18 protein-coding genes are annotated in these 21,153 nt (G+C 38.3%); 7 read left to right on the plus strand and 11 right to left on the minus strand.

Features of this window, described 5'->3' with window-relative positions; all coding sequences use genetic code 11:
* Positions 1–12: 12 nt before the first annotated feature.
* On the plus strand, positions 13–1,509 hold the full coding sequence (locus GQR87_RS13285) for a sulfatase-like hydrolase/transferase (protein WP_199271619.1): 1,497 nt from the start codon (positions 13–15) through the stop codon (positions 1,507–1,509).
* Between the two features lie 90 nt (positions 1,510–1,599).
* Here GQR87_RS13285 and GQR87_RS13290 read toward each other — a convergent pair whose 3' ends face one another.
* The 5 genes from GQR87_RS13290 to GQR87_RS13310 form a co-directional block, all read right to left on the minus strand.
* A complete protein-coding gene (locus tag GQR87_RS13290) occupies positions 1,600–2,490 on the minus strand; it encodes a dienelactone hydrolase family protein (RefSeq protein ID WP_158970085.1) in 891 nt (296 codons plus the stop codon).
* A gap of 63 nt (positions 2,491–2,553) precedes the next feature.
* Positions 2,554–3,237: a 2'-5' RNA ligase family protein gene (locus GQR87_RS13295; protein WP_158970088.1), complete on the minus strand. Its 684-nt coding sequence runs from the start codon at positions 3,235–3,237 to the stop codon at positions 2,554–2,556.
* 21 nt (positions 3,238–3,258) lie between these two features.
* Positions 3,259–4,413 (minus strand): DUF1501 domain-containing protein, encoded by a 1,155-nt coding sequence (locus GQR87_RS13300; RefSeq protein WP_158970090.1) that lies wholly within the window; start codon positions 4,411–4,413, stop codon positions 3,259–3,261.
* Positions 4,410–5,780 (minus strand): DUF1800 family protein, encoded by a 1,371-nt coding sequence (locus GQR87_RS13305; RefSeq protein WP_158970092.1) that lies wholly within the window; start codon positions 5,778–5,780, stop codon positions 4,410–4,412. The genes GQR87_RS13300 and GQR87_RS13305 overlap by 4 nt, the downstream gene beginning before the upstream one ends.
* Before the next feature lie 107 nt (positions 5,781–5,887).
* Positions 5,888–6,286: a VOC family protein gene (locus GQR87_RS13310; protein WP_158973011.1), complete on the minus strand. Its 399-nt coding sequence runs from the start codon at positions 6,284–6,286 to the stop codon at positions 5,888–5,890.
* Positions 6,287–6,528: 242 nt separating this feature from the next.
* Here GQR87_RS13310 and GQR87_RS13315 point away from each other — a divergent pair, with 242 nt between their 5' ends.
* Positions 6,529–6,924 carry a DUF3718 domain-containing protein gene (locus tag GQR87_RS13315; RefSeq protein WP_158970094.1) on the plus strand — a complete coding sequence of 132 codons (396 nt, stop codon included), beginning with the start codon at positions 6,529–6,531 and terminating at the stop codon, positions 6,922–6,924.
* A 64-nt stretch (positions 6,925–6,988) separates the two neighbouring features.
* Here GQR87_RS13315 and rmuC read toward each other — a convergent pair whose 3' ends face one another.
* Both rmuC and GQR87_RS13325 read right to left on the minus strand, forming a co-directional pair.
* On the minus strand, positions 6,989–8,470 hold the full coding sequence (gene rmuC / locus GQR87_RS13320; RefSeq protein WP_158970096.1) for a DNA recombination protein RmuC: 1,482 nt from the start codon (positions 8,468–8,470) through the stop codon (positions 6,989–6,991).
* 84 nt (positions 8,471–8,554) lie between these two features.
* Complete coding sequence (locus GQR87_RS13325) at positions 8,555–10,072, minus strand: fumarate hydratase (protein WP_158970098.1); 1,518 nt, start codon at positions 10,070–10,072, stop codon at positions 8,555–8,557.
* A 127-nt stretch (positions 10,073–10,199) separates the two neighbouring features.
* On the opposite strand from GQR87_RS13325, the gene pabB reads away from it, so the two are divergent.
* Entirely contained in the window at positions 10,200–11,600 is a 1,401-nt protein-coding gene (gene pabB, locus GQR87_RS13330) for an aminodeoxychorismate synthase component I (protein WP_158973012.1), read from the plus strand.
* Between the two features lie 20 nt (positions 11,601–11,620).
* The gene (locus GQR87_RS13335; RefSeq protein ID WP_158970100.1) at positions 11,621–12,193 is read left to right on the plus strand and encodes a CoA pyrophosphatase; all 573 of its coding nucleotides are present in this window, start codon (positions 11,621–11,623) and stop codon (positions 12,191–12,193) included.
* 75 nt (positions 12,194–12,268) lie between these two features.
* Here GQR87_RS13335 and GQR87_RS13340 read toward each other — a convergent pair whose 3' ends face one another.
* From GQR87_RS13340 to cysB, 4 genes are all read right to left on the minus strand, one after another.
* The gene (locus tag GQR87_RS13340; RefSeq protein WP_158970103.1) at positions 12,269–13,909 is read right to left on the minus strand and encodes a glycoside hydrolase family 43 protein; all 1,641 of its coding nucleotides are present in this window, start codon (positions 13,907–13,909) and stop codon (positions 12,269–12,271) included.
* Entirely contained in the window at positions 13,906–15,270 is a 1,365-nt protein-coding gene (locus tag GQR87_RS13345) for a glycoside-pentoside-hexuronide (GPH):cation symporter (RefSeq protein WP_233267262.1), read from the minus strand. Before GQR87_RS13345 ends, GQR87_RS13340 begins: the two co-directional genes overlap by 4 nt.
* A 229-nt stretch (positions 15,271–15,499) precedes the next feature.
* Entirely contained in the window at positions 15,500–16,528 is a 1,029-nt protein-coding gene (locus GQR87_RS13350; protein WP_233267263.1) for a LacI family DNA-binding transcriptional regulator, read from the minus strand.
* Positions 16,529–16,914: 386 nt separating this feature from the next.
* The gene (gene cysB / locus GQR87_RS13355) at positions 16,915–17,889 is read right to left on the minus strand and encodes an HTH-type transcriptional regulator CysB (protein WP_158970105.1); all 975 of its coding nucleotides are present in this window, start codon (positions 17,887–17,889) and stop codon (positions 16,915–16,917) included.
* 233 nt (positions 17,890–18,122) lie between these two features.
* Between cysB and GQR87_RS13360 the strand changes: the two genes are divergently transcribed.
* From GQR87_RS13360 to GQR87_RS13370, 3 genes are all read left to right on the plus strand, one after another.
* The gene (locus GQR87_RS13360) at positions 18,123–18,812 is read left to right on the plus strand and encodes a sensor histidine kinase KdpD (RefSeq protein ID WP_158970107.1); all 690 of its coding nucleotides are present in this window, start codon (positions 18,123–18,125) and stop codon (positions 18,810–18,812) included.
* Between the two features lie 70 nt (positions 18,813–18,882).
* Entirely contained in the window at positions 18,883–19,647 is a 765-nt protein-coding gene (locus tag GQR87_RS13365) for a hypothetical protein (RefSeq protein WP_158970109.1), read from the plus strand.
* Positions 19,648–19,753: 106 nt separating this feature from the next.
* On the plus strand, positions 19,754–21,091 hold the full coding sequence (locus tag GQR87_RS13370) for a DEAD/DEAH box helicase (protein ID WP_158970111.1): 1,338 nt from the start codon (positions 19,754–19,756) through the stop codon (positions 21,089–21,091).
* Positions 21,092–21,153 lie beyond the last annotated feature (62 nt).

Below are 21,153 nucleotides of genomic sequence, written 5' to 3' on the forward strand. Positions count from 1 at the left end.
CCGAGAATGATTATGAAAATACAACAATACCTATTGCCCATTATAGGCCTAGCCATATTTACTTCATTAACAGTAAAAGCTCAAAATCGCCAGCCCACAACTAAAGCTAATTTATTACTGATCATTACTGATGAGCACAACTTCCGAACGTTAGGCGCCTATCGAGATTTACTGTCTAAAGACCAAGCATTAATGTGGGGGGACACAGTCGTCACCACACCGAACTTGGATTATCTCGCCAAAAATGGGGTTTTATTTAATAGTATGTATGCCTCTTCACCGGTTTGTAGTCCTTCACGTAGTTCGATGTTTACCGGTTTGTATCCACAAAATGCCGGCGTCCCTCAGAACAATTACATAATGAAACAAGATGTGCCGACTCTAGCAGACGTGTTAACCGAAAACGGTTATGAAACAGGATATGGTGGTAAATGGCATTTAAGTGGCGAGGATAAACCTGGCTGGGCTCCGAAACATAATTATGGATTTAAAGATAATCGTTTTATGTTTAATCGGGGTCACTGGAAAAACTTGAATATCAAATCAGATGGCACACCTTATGTGGTTGGGGGTGGCGATAACCCCAATTATGCAAGCAAAGCACAATCAGCAAATGATAAAACATTCACTACCGATTGGTTAACTAACCGAGCCATTGATTTTATTGATGAGCATAAAACCAAGCCGTTCTTTTATGTGCTCAGTTACCCTGATCCTCATGGTCCAGACAAAGTTCGTCCACCCTACGACACAATGTACGCCGATGTGAAATTCGAAATGCCTAAAACCTTCTATAAAAAAATCAAAGATACAGATCCTCTTTGGCAACAGACTGATCCTAAAAAACAACCAAAAAAAATGCAGGCATCACTACAGAATTATTTTGGTATGGTGAAACTATTAGACGACAACTTAGGCCGCCTTATAAGCAAGTTACGTAATGAAAATCTGCTAGACAATACTCTTCTTGTATTTAGTTCTGATCACGGCGACTTATTAGGTGAACACCACAGGATCAATAAAGGCAACCCACAAGAAGGGTCGGCTAAAATTCCATTTGTTATGCACTATCCAAATGGCATAAAAAAAGGCTTAGTAGTGCATGAAGCAGCGAATACTACAGATTGGATGGACACATTTTTATCACTACTAGCAGTCAAAAATTATGATCCTGCAATAACAGATGGCAGAGATTTAACGCCCCTAATTAATAAAACGACTGGAACAAAGTGGCAAGATGTAACCTTTGTAAGAATTCAAGGCTGGGTGGGTGCATTTAGTGACCGTTATAAATTAGTACTGTCTTCGGCGATAAAACCAGCCGAACCTTGGTTAATTGATACATTCAATGACCCAGACGAAGTAAAAAATGTAATCCACTTAACTGAAAATAAAACACATGTTCAAGCACTAGCAAAATCTCTGCAAGAATACGGAAAACAATTTAAAGATCCTGTGGTGCAAGAAAAGTATTTCCAACAACAGCTGGCCAAGTTAATTGACAATTGATTAAAGAATATTTATCTCAAAAAACAAGTCATTAAAAATAGCCTCTAAAGATAAATCTAGAGGCTATTTAACCCGAGTTCTATTTTTTAATTAAATTAACTTCTCGTTAAAGAAGGATAAAGTTCGACTCCAAGCTAGTTCAGCGTTTTCTTTATCATAACGGCTGGTTGAGTCGTTATGAAAACCGTGATTGGCATTTTTGTACATAAACATTTGATAAGGAACCTGCAAGCGCACTAAATCTTTTTCGTAGTCAGGCCAAGTGTTGTTGACTCGAGTATCTAGTTCAGCCAATTGAATTAACATAGGTGCTTTGATATTGTTTCTAAGCTCAGCCACGGCTGGGGTTCCATAAAAAGGCACACCTGCTGTAATCAAGTCAGAACTAACCGCTGCTAAATAATTCACTATGTAACCACCAAAACAAAAGCCTACAGCTCCAAGTTTACCGTTACTGCTTTTATGGGATTTCAAAAATTCAGCCGCCGCTACAAAATCATGTTGAACTTTATCTTTATCCATAGACTTTTGCATGGCTCGTCCTTCGTCATCATTACCTGGATAACCACCTAAAGGAAATAAAACATCAGGTGCAAATGCAATAAAGCCTGCTTTAGCTAAACGACGAGCCACATCTTTAATATAAGGATTTAACCCTCGGTTTTCGTGTATCACTAAAACAACGGGTAGTTTGCCACTTTTGTTAGTAGGCGTAACCAAATACCCCTGCCCTTTGCCATGACCCATTGGCGAGTCAAAATTTGCATAACTGGCTTTAATATCTTCGTCATTAAATGACACTTGCTCGGCTAATGCATAATTAGGGAGTAAAGCAGAAGTCAAAACACTCATGGAATAACCCACAGCCACCAAGCTCGTCAATTTTTTAATAAAGGTTCTTCGGTCTATTGCTCCATGAGCATATTCGTCGTACCAATCAAAGGCTTCTTGTGGAATGTCATTTTTTAATATTTTGCTCATGGGGTTTCCAGATTGAAGAAAGTAATTAACTTATAATCCATTGTTATTTTAATAAAAACAAGACTATTTTTTTGCTAAGTCTATATGACCAATAAGTCGTGTATTTTTTTTGGTTTGGTACCAATCATTAAACACCAGATCCAGTGATCCTACTCGCATATGAGTAAACTGCCTGTGATGGTTTTTCTGCAAAAACTGGATCAAACTATGACTGTTTGTTGGTTGTGTTTGGTAGCGAAAAATAGTCGAATGGGCCGTTTCTATTTTATAGCGGCTGTCCATACTATGGGCTGTGCCGCTGATTGTTATCGCTTCTCTTACTTGAGAACGAAGGTCTGCTAATTGCAATTGATCAGTATGCCCAGCCAATAACACTGCCGCATCTGACACTGTGATACCTGAAAATTCAACATTAAAGCTAGAGACTACTGCTAATTTTGGGGCTAATGCTAGCAAGTATTGTTGTGCAGTATCTGCATCAAACATGAAACCTTCGCAGCAAGATACAATAGACATAATGGTTAAATGCATATCAGATTGAGGATAGAGGTATTGCCCGGGACAAATCACATCAAGTTCAGTTAAAAACTGACTAGTTTTGTCTTTAACGGGTTGAGATAGCCGCGCTAATAAAGTGATCCCTCGCCTAGTATCACCGGCATTGGCAATCTGTTTATCTAGTTTAAATTCTTGCTGTTGGTAGGCAGCCATTCCTTGCTGCCACATATTTTGATAATATTTATTCATTCGTCTGGTGATTATAATTTTTTAAGCTTTTACGATAGCCTGAGCAGCAGGCTCCACATCAGGAAATACTTTCGCAATCTTATCCAAAGGTAAATTCCAATGTTGATGTAATACACTGGCCATCCAGCTTCTGACATCAGTAGTTGGCGTTAAATCTCTTTCTTCAAACAAGCTTTCTTTAGCTAAGCCTGGCCACTGACCTAATACTTGTTTACCTTTAACGGCACCACCTAACATAAACATAGTAGAGCCTGTACCGTGATCGGTCCCTTTGGTGCCATTAACTGCTACAGTTCTACCAAATTCAGTAGTCACCAATACAACAGTATCTTGCCAAGTGTCACCTAAAGCATTTTTAAGTTCTGCTAATCCATTATCAAGCATAGAAAATTGTCTATTCAAGCGTTGTTGTTGATTATTATGAGTGTCCCACCCCCCTAATTCCAACATGGCACAATTTGCCGAGTCATCTCTGCTTAATAACTCCCCACAATTTTTAGCCAAATATGAAAAATTGGGTCTTGCTCGAGTTTCTCCATCCATATCCAACATATCTCGATTGTTTACCGCACTTTCTAGTAACCCTGAAAACTCTTTATTGCCAGCATAAAGTGAGCGTAAACGAGCAATTAAGTCGTCATCTGATGCAGTAAAATGCGAAGGAAACCAAGTTTGACTAGGCTCCTCCCCTCTTAAAGCAATAGGCACGGTTTGTGCGATGGCTAATCCATGCCCCTTTAACATGCCCACAGCTCTGGCTAACCAACCACTTTCATAATCAGTATTATTTAAGCCACTTTCCATTTGATCTTGGGCATCAAAATGTGAGCGTTTCCGATAACCAGAAGCTACTGCGACAACTGGTAAAAACTCTTTATTCTGATACCAATTGTGACAATTTTTTAACGCCGGATGTAAGGCGAAGCCATTGTGCATAGGTAACAACTTGTCTTTAATTGGTGCAACTAATGAACCTCGAATATGCATAAAATCAGGATCACCAATTGGCAATACTGCATGTAACGAATCCATGCCACCACGTAACATCACCCAAACAATTTTTTTAGGATTTTTTGAAGACTGAGTAGGATTGGCTAAAGCTCGACTAGCAGCTGTTTGAAATATAATCCAGCCTGCCACTCCCGCTTTGATAAAGTCTCGTCTTTGCATGCTCATCTTTTTTGAAACTCCGGACTCATTAAAAATAAAGTAACAGCTTGTGATTTACTTTCTGCACGTGAAATCAATAACTCAGTGCGTTCATCCATTAGAGGGCCTAAAGCATTTTGCGCCAGTTCCACAGGACTATTTTTTACAAACTTACTGACATGCTCAGCCCATTCGATTCGCCCCATCATCGCCCGTGGTCCTGCCCAATATTCCTGTGTATCTTTATAACCTGCGGGTGAACCAGCAGCAAAAGGTTGCTGACCCAATATGCTTAAACTTTTAGAAAAATTGGGATTAATTTTTTTTATTCCACAAACGCGACATGTTGAGATCACAAATTCTCTAGGGGTTTTAAACTTAGCGCCTTGTTCTGACCAACTCAATGGGTGCTCAATCATAGCTTGTAGCACTTGGGGTAAATTACCCTTAGTTTTCAGCCAAACAGCAACCATAGTGTCAACTAAGGCTTGTGGTGGATTATCATTAACAAAATGATTAACTAACTTTCTCGAGACGAACTCAGCGGTTTTAGCATTGACCGCCAAATCATTCAGTATCCGTACTCCTTGCTTTACACCGTCTTGCTGATATATTTTTCCAAAAACATCACGACGTCCGGGCTCATGTAAATTGGCTTTAAATGAAAAATTAGCAGAACCTTTACCTTCTACTCCCCACCCCGTGATTGCTCGCGCTAACTCAGTCACATCAGCCTGATCATAACCTGCATTGACACCTAGAGTATGTAACTCCAAAATCTCTCTAGCCAAATTTTCATTCAGGCCTCTTTTACCTTTGCTTCTTTTACCTGCTTTAGAATTGGGCCCAATAGATTGTTCATTATTAAGATAAAGCAACATAGCAGGATGGCTTTCTACAGCCAATAACATATCTGCAAATGATCCTGAAATATAAGGAGCAATAGCCTCTATTTCTAAGGTAGGAGCTAAAGCTCGCATCCTAGGTCCATTGCCAGTGACGCTAAAGTGATTGGAAAAGAAATCCACCAATCGCCAATAAAAAGGACTATCAGTCACAATAGAATGAACGACAGTAGCACTAATCGCTTTTTGCAATTGTTTGTTGATTTGTTTTTGGGTGTTTTGACTCGCCATTAACATCATGTTTGCTTGAGGGGATGCTTTTGGCGTTTTTTCCTGCTTTTTTTGTTGTTGGTATAAATTCAATTGTTCAGCAGCCAATTGGCTATTCCATTGCATATCCAATAAGGTTAATTCTTTTAAAGCATTATCAGCTGTAATCTGATTGAGAAGCCATTGTTGTGGTTGTTGTTTAATTTTTCTAATGGTTTTGGCATTGGCCCCATAACCGAATCTATGGGCGGCAATAAAAGATCGAGTATTTGACATCATATGAACTCGTTATCAATGATTATTGACATCACTCTATGCCCATTCATAAATTAGGCAATAACGCTTACAAATTATTTACAATTAATATTTGATTAATGAATGAAAGGTTAACTTGATTGGCTAGAATCTTGGTATAACTCCAGCGGTAAGCCATCTGGATCATTAAAAAAAGTAAATTTCCTATTGGTAAACTCGTCAATCCGAATCGGCTCTACAGAGATGAATTTAGATTCTAAGTACTCTACAACCTGCTCAACAGAGTCGACACAAAATGCTAAGTGCCTTAAACCTAGCGCCTCTGGACGGCTTGGCCGAGCAGGTGGATTAGGAAAGGAAAACAACTCAATTTGATTACCATTAGGTAATGCCAGATCTAACTTAAAGGAATCTCTTGCAGCTCGATAATTCTCTGCAATCACCTCTAATCCTAAAATATCTGTATAAAAATATTTCGACTTTTCATAATCTGAACAAATAATAGCTGCATGATGAATAGCTTTTAACAACCTAATCTCCTTTAATATATGATGATAAACTGTTCTCCACAGCATAACCATTTCCCTAGTAAAAGACTAACTCCAAATCTTGTTAATAAACACAAAATAAATTTACAAACTTATAACATCCCATACCCAAGTATCACATAACAGGTTTTTCCAAACAAAAATTTAACTTCTAATAGACCCATCGAAACCAACTACGGTTTCAGGAAAGAACTTAATTGAACATCAACACAGAGGATTTAACCATGTTGAAAATAGTTAAAACATCTATAGTAATCGCCACTACTTCTTTAATCTTTGCTAGCAACGCTCAAGCTGATGTTGGCGAAGCATTACAAAATATCTGTACCATTGTTAAAGCTGATGACAAAGGTGAGCTACGTAAAAAAATGAAACGTGTACAGTCTGATTTTAGTTTAAGAATTAAAGATTATTACTCAGGTGTTTCTTGTGGAGGTAACAGCCTAATTCGAACAGCTATGTTAAATGACGCCATAGAAACAGGTACATTGATGATTAAAAAAATGCCTAAAAGTGATTTAAGTGCACCAGAAAAAGATGGTAAAACAGTGTCAGCTTGGGCCACTGAGAATGGTTTAAATAGTTCACCACTTTTTGCAGAACTAACCGATCGTCTTTAATTAACCAGTCAACATGGACGGTAGATAATATCTACCCTAAAAAAGGCCTCTGTTAGGCCTTTTTTTATTCCGCCTCATCATTGCCAATACTTGCTTGATCTAATAAGTTAGTATCCAATTTTTTATTACTCTGTACACCTAACTTTCTAAACTGTTCGACTTGTCTAACAAGATTACCTTTGCCGCTAGACAGTTTATTCATTGCTCCTTCAAAGTTCTTTTGGGTCGACTCAATGGCTTTACCCACTTTATCCATATCAGCCATAAAACCATGAAATTTGTCATATAACTTAGCTGCATTTTCAGCAATTTTTTGCGCATTTTGGTTTTGATATTCATACTGCCAAATATTATTGATAGTCCTTAATGCCACCAATAAATTAGTAGGGCTGACCAACATTATATTGTTATCAAAGGCTAACTTGAGCAGGTCTGGAGCTTGATCTGCGGCAAGTAAAAAAGCAGACTCAATGGGAATAAACATCAACACATAATCTAACGTACGAATACCTTTTAAATCTTGATAATCTTTTTTGCCTAATTCTTTAATATGATTACGTAATGAATTCACATGTTCTTTTAAATGAATGCTCCGTGCGAGTTCATCATCCTGCTCATTAAAATAACGCTCGTATGCAGATAAAGACACTTTCGAATCTACCACAACATCTTTGTCATTTGGTAGATGCACTACTACATCTGGTTGATACAGTTTGCCACTTTCATTTTTAAGAGAGACTTGAGTATCAAATTCGTGCCCTTCTCTTAAACCAGATTCTTTTAGTATTCTTTCCAGTACCACTTCGCCCCAATTACCTTGGGTTTTATTATCACCTTTTAGTGCTTTCGTTAATGCGGCGGCATCATGGGTAATCTGTTGATTCAGCTCTTTTAAGCCTAAAATCTCTGTTTTTAACGATGCTCGTTCTTGCCCTTCTTTCACATATTGATCGGTCACTTGACGTTTAAACCCTTCAATTTGTTCCTTAAAAGGTAGCAGGATACTTGCTAAACCATCTTTACTAGATTGGCTGAATTTCTGTTGTTTTTGTTCAAAAATCTTATTAGCTAAATTCTCAAATTGTTCCTGTAACCTTCTTTCTGCATTTTCCAACAATTGTAGTTTTTCATTGCTGGCTATTTGTTCCTGCTCAAACTTTGCCGCTTGAGAGCCAAGCTGAGTACGAAGATCAGCAACTATTTTATTTGTGCGTAAATATTCTTGTTGCCAATGTTGTTTTTCTTGATCTAATTCAGCAATACGTTCCACTTGTTGGCTTAACTGACCTAACCTATTTTGCATGGTCAATTGAGTGTCCCTAGCCTGTTTTTGTTCTAGCGATAATTCTCTAATCACTATATCTTGTTGCGAAACTTGTCCCTTTAAGACAGTTTCTTGTTGCTGACTCAAAACATGGGCTTGCTCAAGTAACTGAGTGCATTTAGTTTTACTTCGGATAGCAACAAAGAATGCCCCCAGTAAAAGCCCGGCCAGAAATAGACCAGCTAAGATCGCCAAACTAATAGGATCGTTAAATTGATTCATAATAAAATTTAATCATTCAGAAAATACAAAGAAGGGCAACAGAGATAGTCAGCTAACTATCTCTGCAATCAAAGGTGCTAGTAGTTACTTATTTTGCTCGGCTATTTTAACCTTCCAGATCGCAGGACCCGTTTCGTGAGCATTGGCACCTGAGCTGTCAACGGCAACTGTCACTGGCATATCTTGCACATCAAATTCATAGATAGCTTCCATACCTAAATCTTCAAAAGCCACCACACGGGCATGTTTTATAGCTTTAGACACTAGATAAGCAGCGCCACCCACAGCCATCAAATAAACAGATTTATGTTTAGCTATGCTTTTAACTGTGTCAGGGCCACGCTCAGCTTTACCTATCATGCCACTAATTCCAGTTTGTTCTAACATCATGTCGGTAAACTTATCCATACGAGTAGCGGTTGTAGGGCCTGCAGGCCCTACCGCTTCGTCACCAACCGCATCAACAGGGCCAACGTAATAAATGAATTTATTCTCGAAATCAACACCTTCTGGAAGACCTTCACCATTATCTAACATAGTTTGTATACGTTTATGGGCAGCATCGCGACCGGTTAACATTTTGCCAGACAACAACACGGTTTCACCTACTTTCCATTCTTGGATATCGGCTTTAGTCACTGTATTTAAATCGACACGGCGAGTTCCTTGTCCTACTTCCCATGTCACCTTTGGCCAATCTTCTAATTTTGGCGGGGTAAACTCAGCAGGTCCAGTACCATCTAAATGAAAATGAGCATGGCGAGTAGCCGCACAATTCGGGATCATTGCTACAGGTTTAGAAGCCGCATGAGTAGGTAAAGATTTAATTTTGATATCTACGACTGTAGTTAAGCCCCCCAAACCTTGGGCACCAATACCTAAGTCATTCACTTTTTTGAAGATATCTAAACGAAGTTTTTCTTCTGTGGTTTCTGCGCCTCGGTCCATTAACTCTTGAATATCCACAGGATCCATCAAACTTTCTTTAGCTAATACCGCAGCCTTTTCAGCCGTACCACCAATACCTATACCTAACATTCCAGGAGGACACCAGCCAGCTCCCATAGTAGGTAATGTTTTCACTACCCAGTCAGCAATATCATCACTGGGGTTAAGCATCACCATTTTTGATTTGTTTTCTGAACCGCCACCTTTAGCCGCGATCATCACTTCTATATGATCACCTGCAACTGTATCAATATGCACTACAGCTGGGGTATTATCTTTAGTGTTAATCCGTTTACCAGCAGGATCTGACACGATTGAGGCCCGTAAAGGATTATCTGGATTCAAATAAGCACGTCGAGTGCCTTCATCCACCATTTGTTGTACCGTTAAATCAGTTTTATCCCATTGCACACCCATACCAATTTTAACAAAACAGGTCACAATACCCGTGTCTTGACATAATGGACGTTTACCTTCAGCAGACATTCGAGAATTAATTAAGATTTGCGCCATCGCATCTTTCGCTGCTTGGCTTTGCTCTTTGTTATAAGCTTTTTCAACAGCTTTAATGTAATCAAGTGGGTGGTAATAAGAAATAAATTGCAAAGATTCCTCGATACTGTCGATAAAATCTTGCTGACGAATAACAGTCATAAATGCCTCTTGAATTTTCAGGGATAATTTTTCTTACTATTATGATAACCTGCTATAGCTATTAGCTCCATGAGAAATCCGCCCCAATTAAGCAAGTAATTTTGCAAGTACACAAAATCAACAGATGATGAACCAAGAAAAACCTTTAATATCGATTAACACACTTAACTTATCTCCTTCTCTCCCTATTGCTGATATTTTTGAGCACTTTGCGGCCGACAATTGGTCTATATTATTAGACTCATCAGATGGCATTCACCAAGATGCTCAATTTGATATTTTGGTGGCAGCTCCCATAGCCACCATTACAACTAATGGTGCATCCAGTAAAATATGGCATAAGGCTAAGCAACAAACTGAGCAGAAAACAACAAACCCGTTAACTCTGCTACAGGCCTTGAAAAATCAATATATCAGTGAAACCCAACTTGATTCAGATTTACCTTTTATTGCTGGTGCCATGGGATATTTTGCTTATGACTTGGGCAGACAATTTGAAAATATCCCAAGCCAAAGACCCGAAGAATATAGAACGCCAGATATGGCAGTTGGCATTTACACTTGGAGTATTATTAAGGATAAAAAAGCGGGCAAATTTTACCTTTGCAGCATGTCAAATTATCCCCATCCAAGCGTTTCAGCAATTGAAGCCCTAGAGCCAACCATATCTAAGCAGAGCTTTTTTTCCTTAAATGAAGCTTGGCAAGCCAATATGGACAAACAACAATATCAGCAAAAAATATCTAAAATCATTGATTATTTGCAAGCTGGAGATTGTTATCAGGTCAATTTGGCTCAGCGATTTAGTACCACCTATCGAGGAGATGAATGGTCTGCTTACAAACTACTTAGTAAAGCAAACCAAGCGCCATTTTCTGCTTTTATCCGTATGCCCAATAGTGCCATTATCAGCATTTCACCTGAGCGATTAATTTCGGTTAAAAATAGGTTGGTACAAACTAAACCCATTAAAGGTACTCGGCCTCGCGGTAAAACTGCAGCAGAAGATAAACAACATATTGCAGCACTATTAAGTTCTGAGAAAGATCGCGCTGAAAACTTAATGATTGTAGATTTATTACGTAATGATCTGAGTAAACATTGCCATGCCGGCAGCGTACAAGTGCCACATTTATTCCAGATAGAAAGTTTTAATGCCGTACATCACCTAGTCAGTACTGTCACCGGCAAGCTAAAAACAGACAGTACACCACTGAATATATTGCAAGGCGCATTTCCTGGAGGCTCCATTACTGGAGCCCCTAAAATTAGAGCTATGCAAATCATTGATGAATTAGAGCCTAATAATCGTAATATATACTGTGGTAGTATTGGTTATGCAGGCTTACAAGGTGACATGGACACTAGCATTTGTATTCGTACTTTATTATGTGAAAAAACTGAATCAAACAAGCAAATTCACTGTTGGGCTGGAGGCGGTATAGTGATAGATTCGAATGCCAAAGATGAATATCAAGAAAGTTTAGATAAAGTATCTAAAATATTACCTGTGCTTCCCCTTATCTGAGGATAAAAAGTAGTTATCAAATGAACAAAACACAATTTTTAACTCGTTTTCTTCATGCCAGAAACATCTATCATGATGCAGATTACCCATTATCAAAACCGGGTAAAGCTGCTGCAGTATTGTTGCCTATCATTGAACATAATAACCAATTATCCGTATTATTTACTTTAAGAGCTAAACACTTAAAACATCATGCTGGGCAAATCAGTTTCCCAGGAGGTAAACAAGAAATAACGGATAACTCGCTGTTAGATACTGCTATTCGAGAAACACAAGAAGAAGTGGGTATATTACCTAGTCAAATCGAAGTAATAGGCAGCTTGCCTTTATACCGAACAATTAGTCGCTTTGAAGTGACACCTTTCATTGGTTTTGTTAATTCCCCCTTAACCTTAATTATTGATAAAAATGAAGTGGATAGTACATTTGAAGTGCCGCTGCCTTACTTGTTAGACCAAAATAATCATCTTACCCATTGGGTTAAGCGCAACAAAACTCTACAACCTATTCATTTTATTCCATGGCAACAACATACTATATGGGGTGCTACCGCAACCTTTATTCGTACCCTTTCACAGCATATAAATGACTAACCTATGTCCAGGTCAGTCATTTAAGGTCTAAAAAAGCAACACAGAGCTTTTTTGAATTAACGAGTTTAGCGAATATTAAGACTGTATTTCTTCATACTTAAAGTAATCAAAATCGGCAACCACATTCATGCCAGATGTATCTTGACAAGCCATACCTACAAAAGCCCCAGTAAAGCTGGCACCTTCACCTTTCCCAGCTTCATCAGAGACAATGGAATAGTCAAGATTAACGGGTAATTTAGTGTATTCAATACCGTCAATTGAGAAGAAAAAATGCAAAGTATCGTCATTCACTTCAGCACGTAAAAAAACCTTACCTTGCTTAGGTAAAGTAAACCTTGCGTCGGTTTCATAGCCGTTTATATGCCCTTCTCTTAGCGGAAAATTAAGAGCCAAAGACTGCTCAGCGTTACACTGCATAATATCGACAAATCGTTGACCATTATCATCTACAGATACATAACAATAATGAAACTTGTGGCCATTGTAATAACATACGAGTCCCGCCACTTGTTGAAAGTTTTCAGGGCTAAAATCAAGGCATGTCTCGGCAACATAACTAAACGATTGTTGACGTCTGGCCACCAATGCTTGAGTGAACAAACTACCTATAGATTCTTTACCAATTAAACGTAACCACCCCTTACGAGCAGTAAGACTCATGATGTCGCTAGGTTCTGGTGTTCTTAGCCACTGAAACGCACTTGGTAAGACTTCACTGTCGAAGTCATGCTGGATATCATCTTTAGGCCAAGGATGAGCAGGCAAGTTAGGCCCAATAACATTCAATGATGGCAGTCTATCCCCCGCTTCACCTATTACTTTAAGCCAGCCGTCTTTAGTCCATTGTGTTTTTTGGATCGCAGTTTCACGACCAAGTGGGCTGCGTCTTGGGCCTGAAAGTGGCCGTCCGCACAAATGCACTAAATAGGTTTCGCCATCTGGCGTGTCAAACAAGTCTCCATGGCCTGCCCGTTGCAATGGTAAATCTTGATTATCTTTGGCTGTTAGAATAAAACCATCGGGATCTAATTCATAAGGACCATCAATATTTTTTGAGCGAGCCAAGGTCATAGCATGGTTATAACCAGTGCCGCCTTCCGCTGTGACTAAATAATAATAGCCGTTGCGCTGATACAAATGAGGCGCTTCGGTTAGCGCAAGTTTGCTGCCAGAAAAGATATTTTTAGCTTTGCCGATTAGTTTTTTGCTGACAGTACAATATTCTTGTAATACCACACCAGCAAACGGATGTTTATTATGGCGATAATCCCAAACCATATTAACAAACCATTTTTTACCATTTTGATCATGAAACAAAGAGGGATCAAAACCACTAGAATTCATATAGACGGGATCGCTCCATCTACCATCAATTGTTTCACAGCTGGTGAGATAATTGTGAGTGTCTTTATAGTTCCCATCAAAACGTTTTACATCCGTATATATTAAGTAAAACATCCCTTTATCGTAACTTAAACAAGGGGCCCAAACGCCACACGAGTCTGGGTTTCCTCGCATATCAAGTAGTGACGACCGATTTAAAGGACGTGAAACCAAACGCCAATTAACTAAGTCTTTAGAGTGATGAATTTGTACACCGGGATACCATTCAAAAGTCGATGTTGCGACATAATAATCATCGGCAACACGGACGATACTGGGATCGGGGTTAAATCCAGCAAGAATGGGATTTTGTATTAATGATGTACTCATATTCTTGTCTCGTATCCATCTGTAAGCTTATAACGATGTAACACCGCAATCATTGCAAAACCAGCAAGCACAGTGCTTATTGAAAATATAAAAACAATACCAAATAAAGCATTGTCAGTTTGTGTAACGTTCGGTTGGTATCCATAGAATGCGAGCAACCAACCAGTGAAAGCCCCACCTAAGGCAATACCAAATTTTAGCGCCAACAATTGCCCCGAAAAACTCATCGCCATTGCCGAACGACCAAATTTCTTTGCCCCATAATCGACTGTGTCAGGAACGGTAGAGAACAGTAGAGGTACAAAAATCATGTGTACAAAGTTTGCAAGAACTGCAACACCAAGAGCCATCCAATAAAATTCACCAGGGATAATAGCCAATAGCCCATTAAAAATAATGATACCTATGGTCGCTAGCTTCATGACTTTAATTTTGCACATTCTTTTGCTGGCCCAATTCGAAAACAATGCGCCAGCGACACCGGCCAACATTCCACTGGTCATAAATATACTAACCATATCTGGCTGACCTAGGTAATATTCAACGTAATAAGGAGTAACACCACCTTTCATCGCGACACTGACTAATAACAGCAGTGTGATTAGAGCGATAATTCGCCATTGGTCATTCTTTGAGATTAAAAGCACGTCGGCCCAAACAGACGTATTTATTTCTGTAGACTCAGGTTCGACTCGCTCTCGAGTAAAATAAAAACAAATAATGAAACATAATACGGCTAACGCGGCCAATACTATCATCGCAAGTTGAAAACCTTTTTGTTCATCCCCTTGGCCTAGCCATTCGACCATAGGCATAATACTAGCCGTAACGACAGCTCCGCCTATCATCGCTAATGCAAAACGGTAAGATTGAATAGATGCGCGTTCTCGAGTTGAGCTAGACATAACACCACCTAAAGCCGAATAGGGAATGTTAGTCGCTGTGTAAAAAAGCATCAACAATGCGTAAGTTACATAGGCGTAAACTAGCTTTCCAGAAGTACTTAAATCTGGGGTAGAGAAAGCCATAATCGCTAATATGCCGTAAGGTAAACTCATCCATAATAGGTAAGGACGATAACGCCCCCATCGAGTACGTGTTCTATCGGCAATACCTCCCATAATAGGGTCCGTAAATGCGTCAAACAGGCGAACGACTAAAAATAATGTACCAACCGCAGCGGCTTCAATTCCATACACGTCGGTATAAAAGTACATCATAAAGTTTATGACGACCTGAAAAACGATATTGGCTGCCGTGTCACCCATGCCATAGGCTAATTTCTCTTTGGTATTAATTGTCCCACTTGCAGATGATGCATTTGATAATGGCATTTCTGACATCTTTGACACTGTTGACATTTTACTCTCCAATATTCTTATTGTTTATCAAACAAATAATACCCCTAACAAAACACATAACTTGCTGGGTTCAGTTTTTTATAGGTATTAGGTGTGAACTGTCATTACACAAAGTAAGAGCAAAGCATTAGAAGTAGAAACGTAGGCTATTTGATCATCTGCGGAACAACAATGTTAGCGCTAACAATATGACTTAGATTTAAAACTGTCAATCACTAATTAACAAATTTCATACAACTTTATTACTAGATTCTCGTTCGCAAATTTTGTAGTCCAATATGTTTCGGTTCGATAGCCTGTCTGTTTTATCGTGATCAGTGGCTAGGATCTCTAGTGCTAATTCAGCCATAGCTGAAATAGGTTGTTGGACAGTTGTCAGAGAGGGCCAAATAGATGATGCAAGTTCAGTGTCATCAAAACCCACAACTGAAACCTGGGCTGGGACTTCAAGGTGCTTTTTGTGAGCCATAGATATAACAGCAGCAGCCATTTCATCGTTAGCAGCAAAAATTGCATCTGGGATGGTCGGAAGTTCCAATAATTTTTTAGCGGCTTCTAACCCAGATTTATAAGTAAAATATCCTTGTTCTGCGTATTCAGGACGAGGAACAATATTCTGTGAGCGCAGTGCGGCTAAATACCCTTGATATCTAAGCTGGCTAACCCCCTGATCAGGATGACCGATAATATGGGCAATATGTCTGTGTCCAGCTTGGATTAGATTGAGCGTTACATCATACGCGGCTTGATAATCATCCATACAAATATAAGGAGAAACATCAAACTCGTTATCAGGTGCAATGCGTACAAAATGAATTTTATTTTCTACCAGTAAACTGATAATGGCAGGATCATTGGAGATAGGCGGTAACAATATTAAACTATTAACGCGCGTTACATTTAACAATTTATTGACAATATCCAATGCCTTTTTCTTGTCTCCGGTAGTTTCGTCGATCACCATGTGAAAGCCAATCAATCGGGAGCTTCGTAACAAGCCAACTAAAAATTTATTAACATAGGAGGCGTTAGCAAATTCGCATAAAATCCCCACAGAAAGTGATTTAGAACTTGCTAAATTACGAGCCGCAATATTAGGCGAGTAACTCATATCCTCCGCGATTTTCATAATTCTAGCGCGAGTTTTTTCTCCAACCTTTGCATTATTAGTCATCACTCTTGATACTGTCATCATGGATACACCGGCACGTTCTGCAATATCTTTTAACTTTACCCGAGACATAATATTTTTTTGCATATCACTACTTAGCCTAAAGTTGATTGACCAAGTTAAATCTATGCATTTGTTCCTTTAAATAGTGTGAATGTTATTTGGTAAGATCTGTTAGTTTGCTGCTGCGCAAGCCCAATGGTCAAACCTTATTTTATATTTTTAGTTTAACTTAAATGCATTTGACTTTACTCTAAAAGTTGTAATATTACATGTTGTAATATTACATAAGGGTGCAACTAAACCATACCGTTAATGCCAACATAAGATGCTAGTAACCTACCCTGATAAAAATATATTGCCTTATTAATATTTATCAGTTTATTTTGTAACTGGAGCAGTTGTTGCCTATTCATTTAAAAAAAAACCGTCAGCAGACGGTTTTTGTTATATTCAAGAAGTAGATATTTTGACTATCTAACAGGTAGAGTTAGATCTTTAAACATTTTTTCAACTTCATCATTATTTTTAAGCATCATGGCTTTTTCAACAACAGATTTAGTAAGGTGAGGGGCAAAACGTTCAATAAATTCATACATATAACTACGTAAAAACGAACCTTTGCGGAAACCAATTTTAGTTGTACTGTATTCAAATAAATGGCTTGCATCAATTTTGACTAAGTCTGAATCTAACTTATCATCTACCGCCATAGACGCAATAACACCTATACCGACACCAAGTCTCACGTATGTTTTAATCACGTCAGCATCTGTCGCTGTAAATACAATTTTAGGCTCAAGCCCTGCATTACTAAAAGCTTGATCAAGTGAAGAACGCCCAGTAAAACCAAACACATAAGTGACTAAAGAATAACTAGCAATATCTTCAATGGTGATAGTGGCTTTTTTTGCTAAAGGGTGCTCGCGGTTAACAATGATACTGCGATTCCAATGATAACAAGGCAACATCACTAGGTCGTTGTATAAATGTAATGACTCAGTAGCGATAGCAAAATCTGCTTCACCTTTAGCGGCTAAATCACTGATTTGTGAAGGTGTACCTTGGTGCATATGTAAAGAAACTTTAGAATATTTATTCATAAATCCTTTAATCACTTCAGGCAGCGCGTATCGAGCTTGGGTATGAGTGGTCGCAATATTTAATTTACCTTGGTCTGGCAATGTATGCTCTCTAGATACAGCTTTAATACTCTCAACTTTAGCTAATATTTCTCGAGAAATATTAATCACATCTTGCCCTGCTTCAGTGACATGGGTGAGATGTTTACCGCTTCGGCCAAAAATTTGTACACCCAACTCGTCTTCTAACATCCTAACTTGTTTACTAATACCCGGTTGAGAGGTGTACAAGCTTTCAGCCGTAGCTGAGACGTTTAAGTTATTGTTAAGTACTTCAACAATGTATCGGAGTTGTTGTAATTTCATGGCAAAGCCTTGTTTTTATACTGTGGAATTTGTATATAATAAAACGTTATATAACTTAGAGAAAGCAAATTCCATTTTTTTTTGGAAAAATGTTCTAATTATCCTTAATAAATATAATATTTCTGAAAACAAACAGGTGTATGACCATTTAATTAAATTAGTTAGTATCATTATATATATCAATAACATAAGATAAATTTTATTATGTTTAAACTGATTCTATGGAGCTCAAAATGGACAATCCCAACGCAATAGATTTCTCAACAGTTTTGGGCTCTGCTGTGCACGACATGAAGAATTCTTTGTGTTTATTACTACAATCAATCGAAAATCTTAGCCAATCGGTTGTCGCAGCAGACAAAATAACTAACGACCATCTAGCATCGGCTCATTATGAAGCGGCACGTTTGAATACAGGATTAGTACAATTGTTATCACTTTATCGTGCAGGATTAAATAACTTGCCTTTAAATATTGATGAACATTACTTAGATGAAATGGTTGAAGAATTGGTCTCCACTAATGAAAGTTATATTAATCATAAAAATATGATTTTAGAAGTTGAGCAAACGGCCGATTTAGTATGGTATCTAGATGCAGATTTAGTTGGCATTCTATTAAATGACGTTTTAATCAATGCAATGCGTTACAGTAAGAAAAAAATTCTGCTGAGTATATATACAGAAGATGAATTTTTAGTCTTCAAGGTAGAAGATGATGGACCTGGTTATCCGCAATCAATGTTAGATACCAACAACATCACAATGCAAAACTTCGATCTAAGCCAAGGTCGTACAGGACTTGGACTGTTCTTCGCAAGGTTAATAGCAGATGCTCACACTAACCATGATTTAGCTGGTTCTATTTCGTTAGAGAATGGCGGAGCATTAGGCGGCAGTATTTTTATATTAAAGTTACCTTAGTACAAGTTTACCCAGTTCTGTTATGTTGACTAAAGATAAGAAAACTAATGAGTATGTTGGAATTAAATAGATGTTCACAATAATAATCGTATTAATTGTCGTTTTGGTGCTTGTTGGCATCATAGTCAATGCGATACAACAACATAACAACCGAATAGAGTCGGAACGACGGGCTGAGTTGTCTAAACAAAAAAATATTGTTGAAGGCACAGAAGCCACCATTTTAGCCTCTGAAGCAATTCCTACCTCGCAAAGATTAATTTTTATTATGCAGCGGCGCATACTGACTGCGTTAAAAACAATAAACAAGATGAATGAAGGTACAGCAACCACCACTGAGCGAATTAAAAGCCTAGAAAAAAATATTAAAGCAATTGATATCAACACACCAGCACCTAATGAAGATAGCTTTAAACTGCCACAAGGTGACAAACAAGTTATTCAATTTATCCGTGGTGTAAAAACCCTTCGTTCCCTTTTACGAGCTGAGTTCAAAAAAGGGCGCATAGAAGGCCGAGTATTTTTAGCTGAAGACAAACTATTAGAAGGTTTACAATTAAGAGCTAATGTAGATACTTTAGTAAGACGAGTTGACGTTTCTATACGGAATAATCAATTAGGTTCTGCTAGACAATGCCTAGAAAAAGCAATAGGCGCACTATCATCACAACCTAGTCCCACGGCTTACATGATCACCAAACAAACACAATTAGAAGAGCAATTAGAAAACCTTGAAAACTCGCTTAAAAGTGCAAATAAAAGTGATGTAGCGAAAAAACAAGCGTCTGAAAAAAATGAACTAGACGAACTTTTTTCAGAAAAGAAAAAGTGGTAATTCAAATATTATTTACTTTTATTAAAATACCAACAGCAAATAAACCCACACAATTAGCTGGTTCCTAGTATAATTAGATTAATTTCTAAATTTGAGAGTTTTATCTTTGCAATTCACCGACCTTTCCCTACATCATAACTTATTAAAATCACTTGAAATCAAAGGTTTATCATCGCCAACTGAAATTCAAAGTAAGGCCATTCCCTATGGGATGATGGGCAAAGATCTCATTGCATCCTCTAAAACTGGCTCAGGTAAAACATTAGCGTTTCTTTTACCTGCAGTACATAGAGTGTTAACTAAACAACCTCTTAGTCGTCGTGACCCTAGAGTATTGATATTAGCCCCGACCAGAGAGTTAGCTAAACAAGTCTTTTTACAACTTAAATGGTTAATAGCCAAACAGCCGCTAAAAGCGGCGCTAGTTTTAGGTGGCGAAAACTTTAATGATCAAGTGAAAGCCCTTAAGCATCACCCACAATTTATTGTTGGTACCGCAGGGCGCGTAGTGGATCACCTCGCTGGTAAGTCTTTATTCTTAAATGGATTAGAGTTATTAATATTAGACGAAGCGGATAGAATGCTCGATTTAGGTTTTGCTTCTGAACTTCGTCAAATTAATCAAGCAGCCGATCATCGTAAACGTCAATCTATGATGTTTTCGGCCACTCTTGATAGCGCTGCTATGCATGAACTGACACAAACATTACTACAAGCGCCACAACGCATTAGCGTAGGCTCTTCAAGTGAAGAACATAAAGATATTAAACAAAAGTTTTATCTTGCTGATAATGTCACTCATAAAGAAGCGTTACTCTCCCATGTAATAAACCAACAAGAATATAGGCAAATAATCGTCTTTACTGCCACCCGTTCTGATACTGAAAGATTAGCCGTTTTACTTAAAGAACAAGGTTTATATGCCATCGCTTTAAGTGGTGATTTAACTCAGGGCCAGCGCAACAATATAATGAGTGAATTTGGCCGCGGCCAACAACATATATTAGTTACTACGGATATAGCCTCTCGAGGTTTAGACTTACTTAATGTCGCTTTAGTGGTGAACTTTGATCTACCTAAATTAGCCGACGAATATGTGCATAGAGTCGGTCGTACAGGACGAGCAGGCAACAAAGGTGAAGCTATTTCGTTTGTAGGGCCAAAAGACTGGTACAGCTTCTCAGCCATTAAAAGTTTTTTACAGCAAACTATTGAATTCAGTGTTATCGAAGGGCTTGAAGCGAAATTTAGTGGGCTAAAACCTGCAAGGACTAAATTAACTAACAGCAAACAGGATACCAGCAAAAATATCAAGCCAAAATCTAAGCCTCAAAAAGCTGTCGCTCGGGTTAAAACTATGCAAGGTAAAGAAGTTGGTGATATACCGTTAAAGCGTAAACCACGAGTGGTAGCCAAACCTAGTGAAGATACCGAAGACGAATAGTTAATATTTGCTCAAACAGCCCTTTAATATACCTTCAAAAATAAACCTTCAAAAAAATTCCC

Source organism: Paraglaciecola sp. L3A3, from assembly GCF_009796765.1.
Classification (GTDB): Bacteria; Pseudomonadota; Gammaproteobacteria; order Enterobacterales; family Alteromonadaceae; genus Paraglaciecola.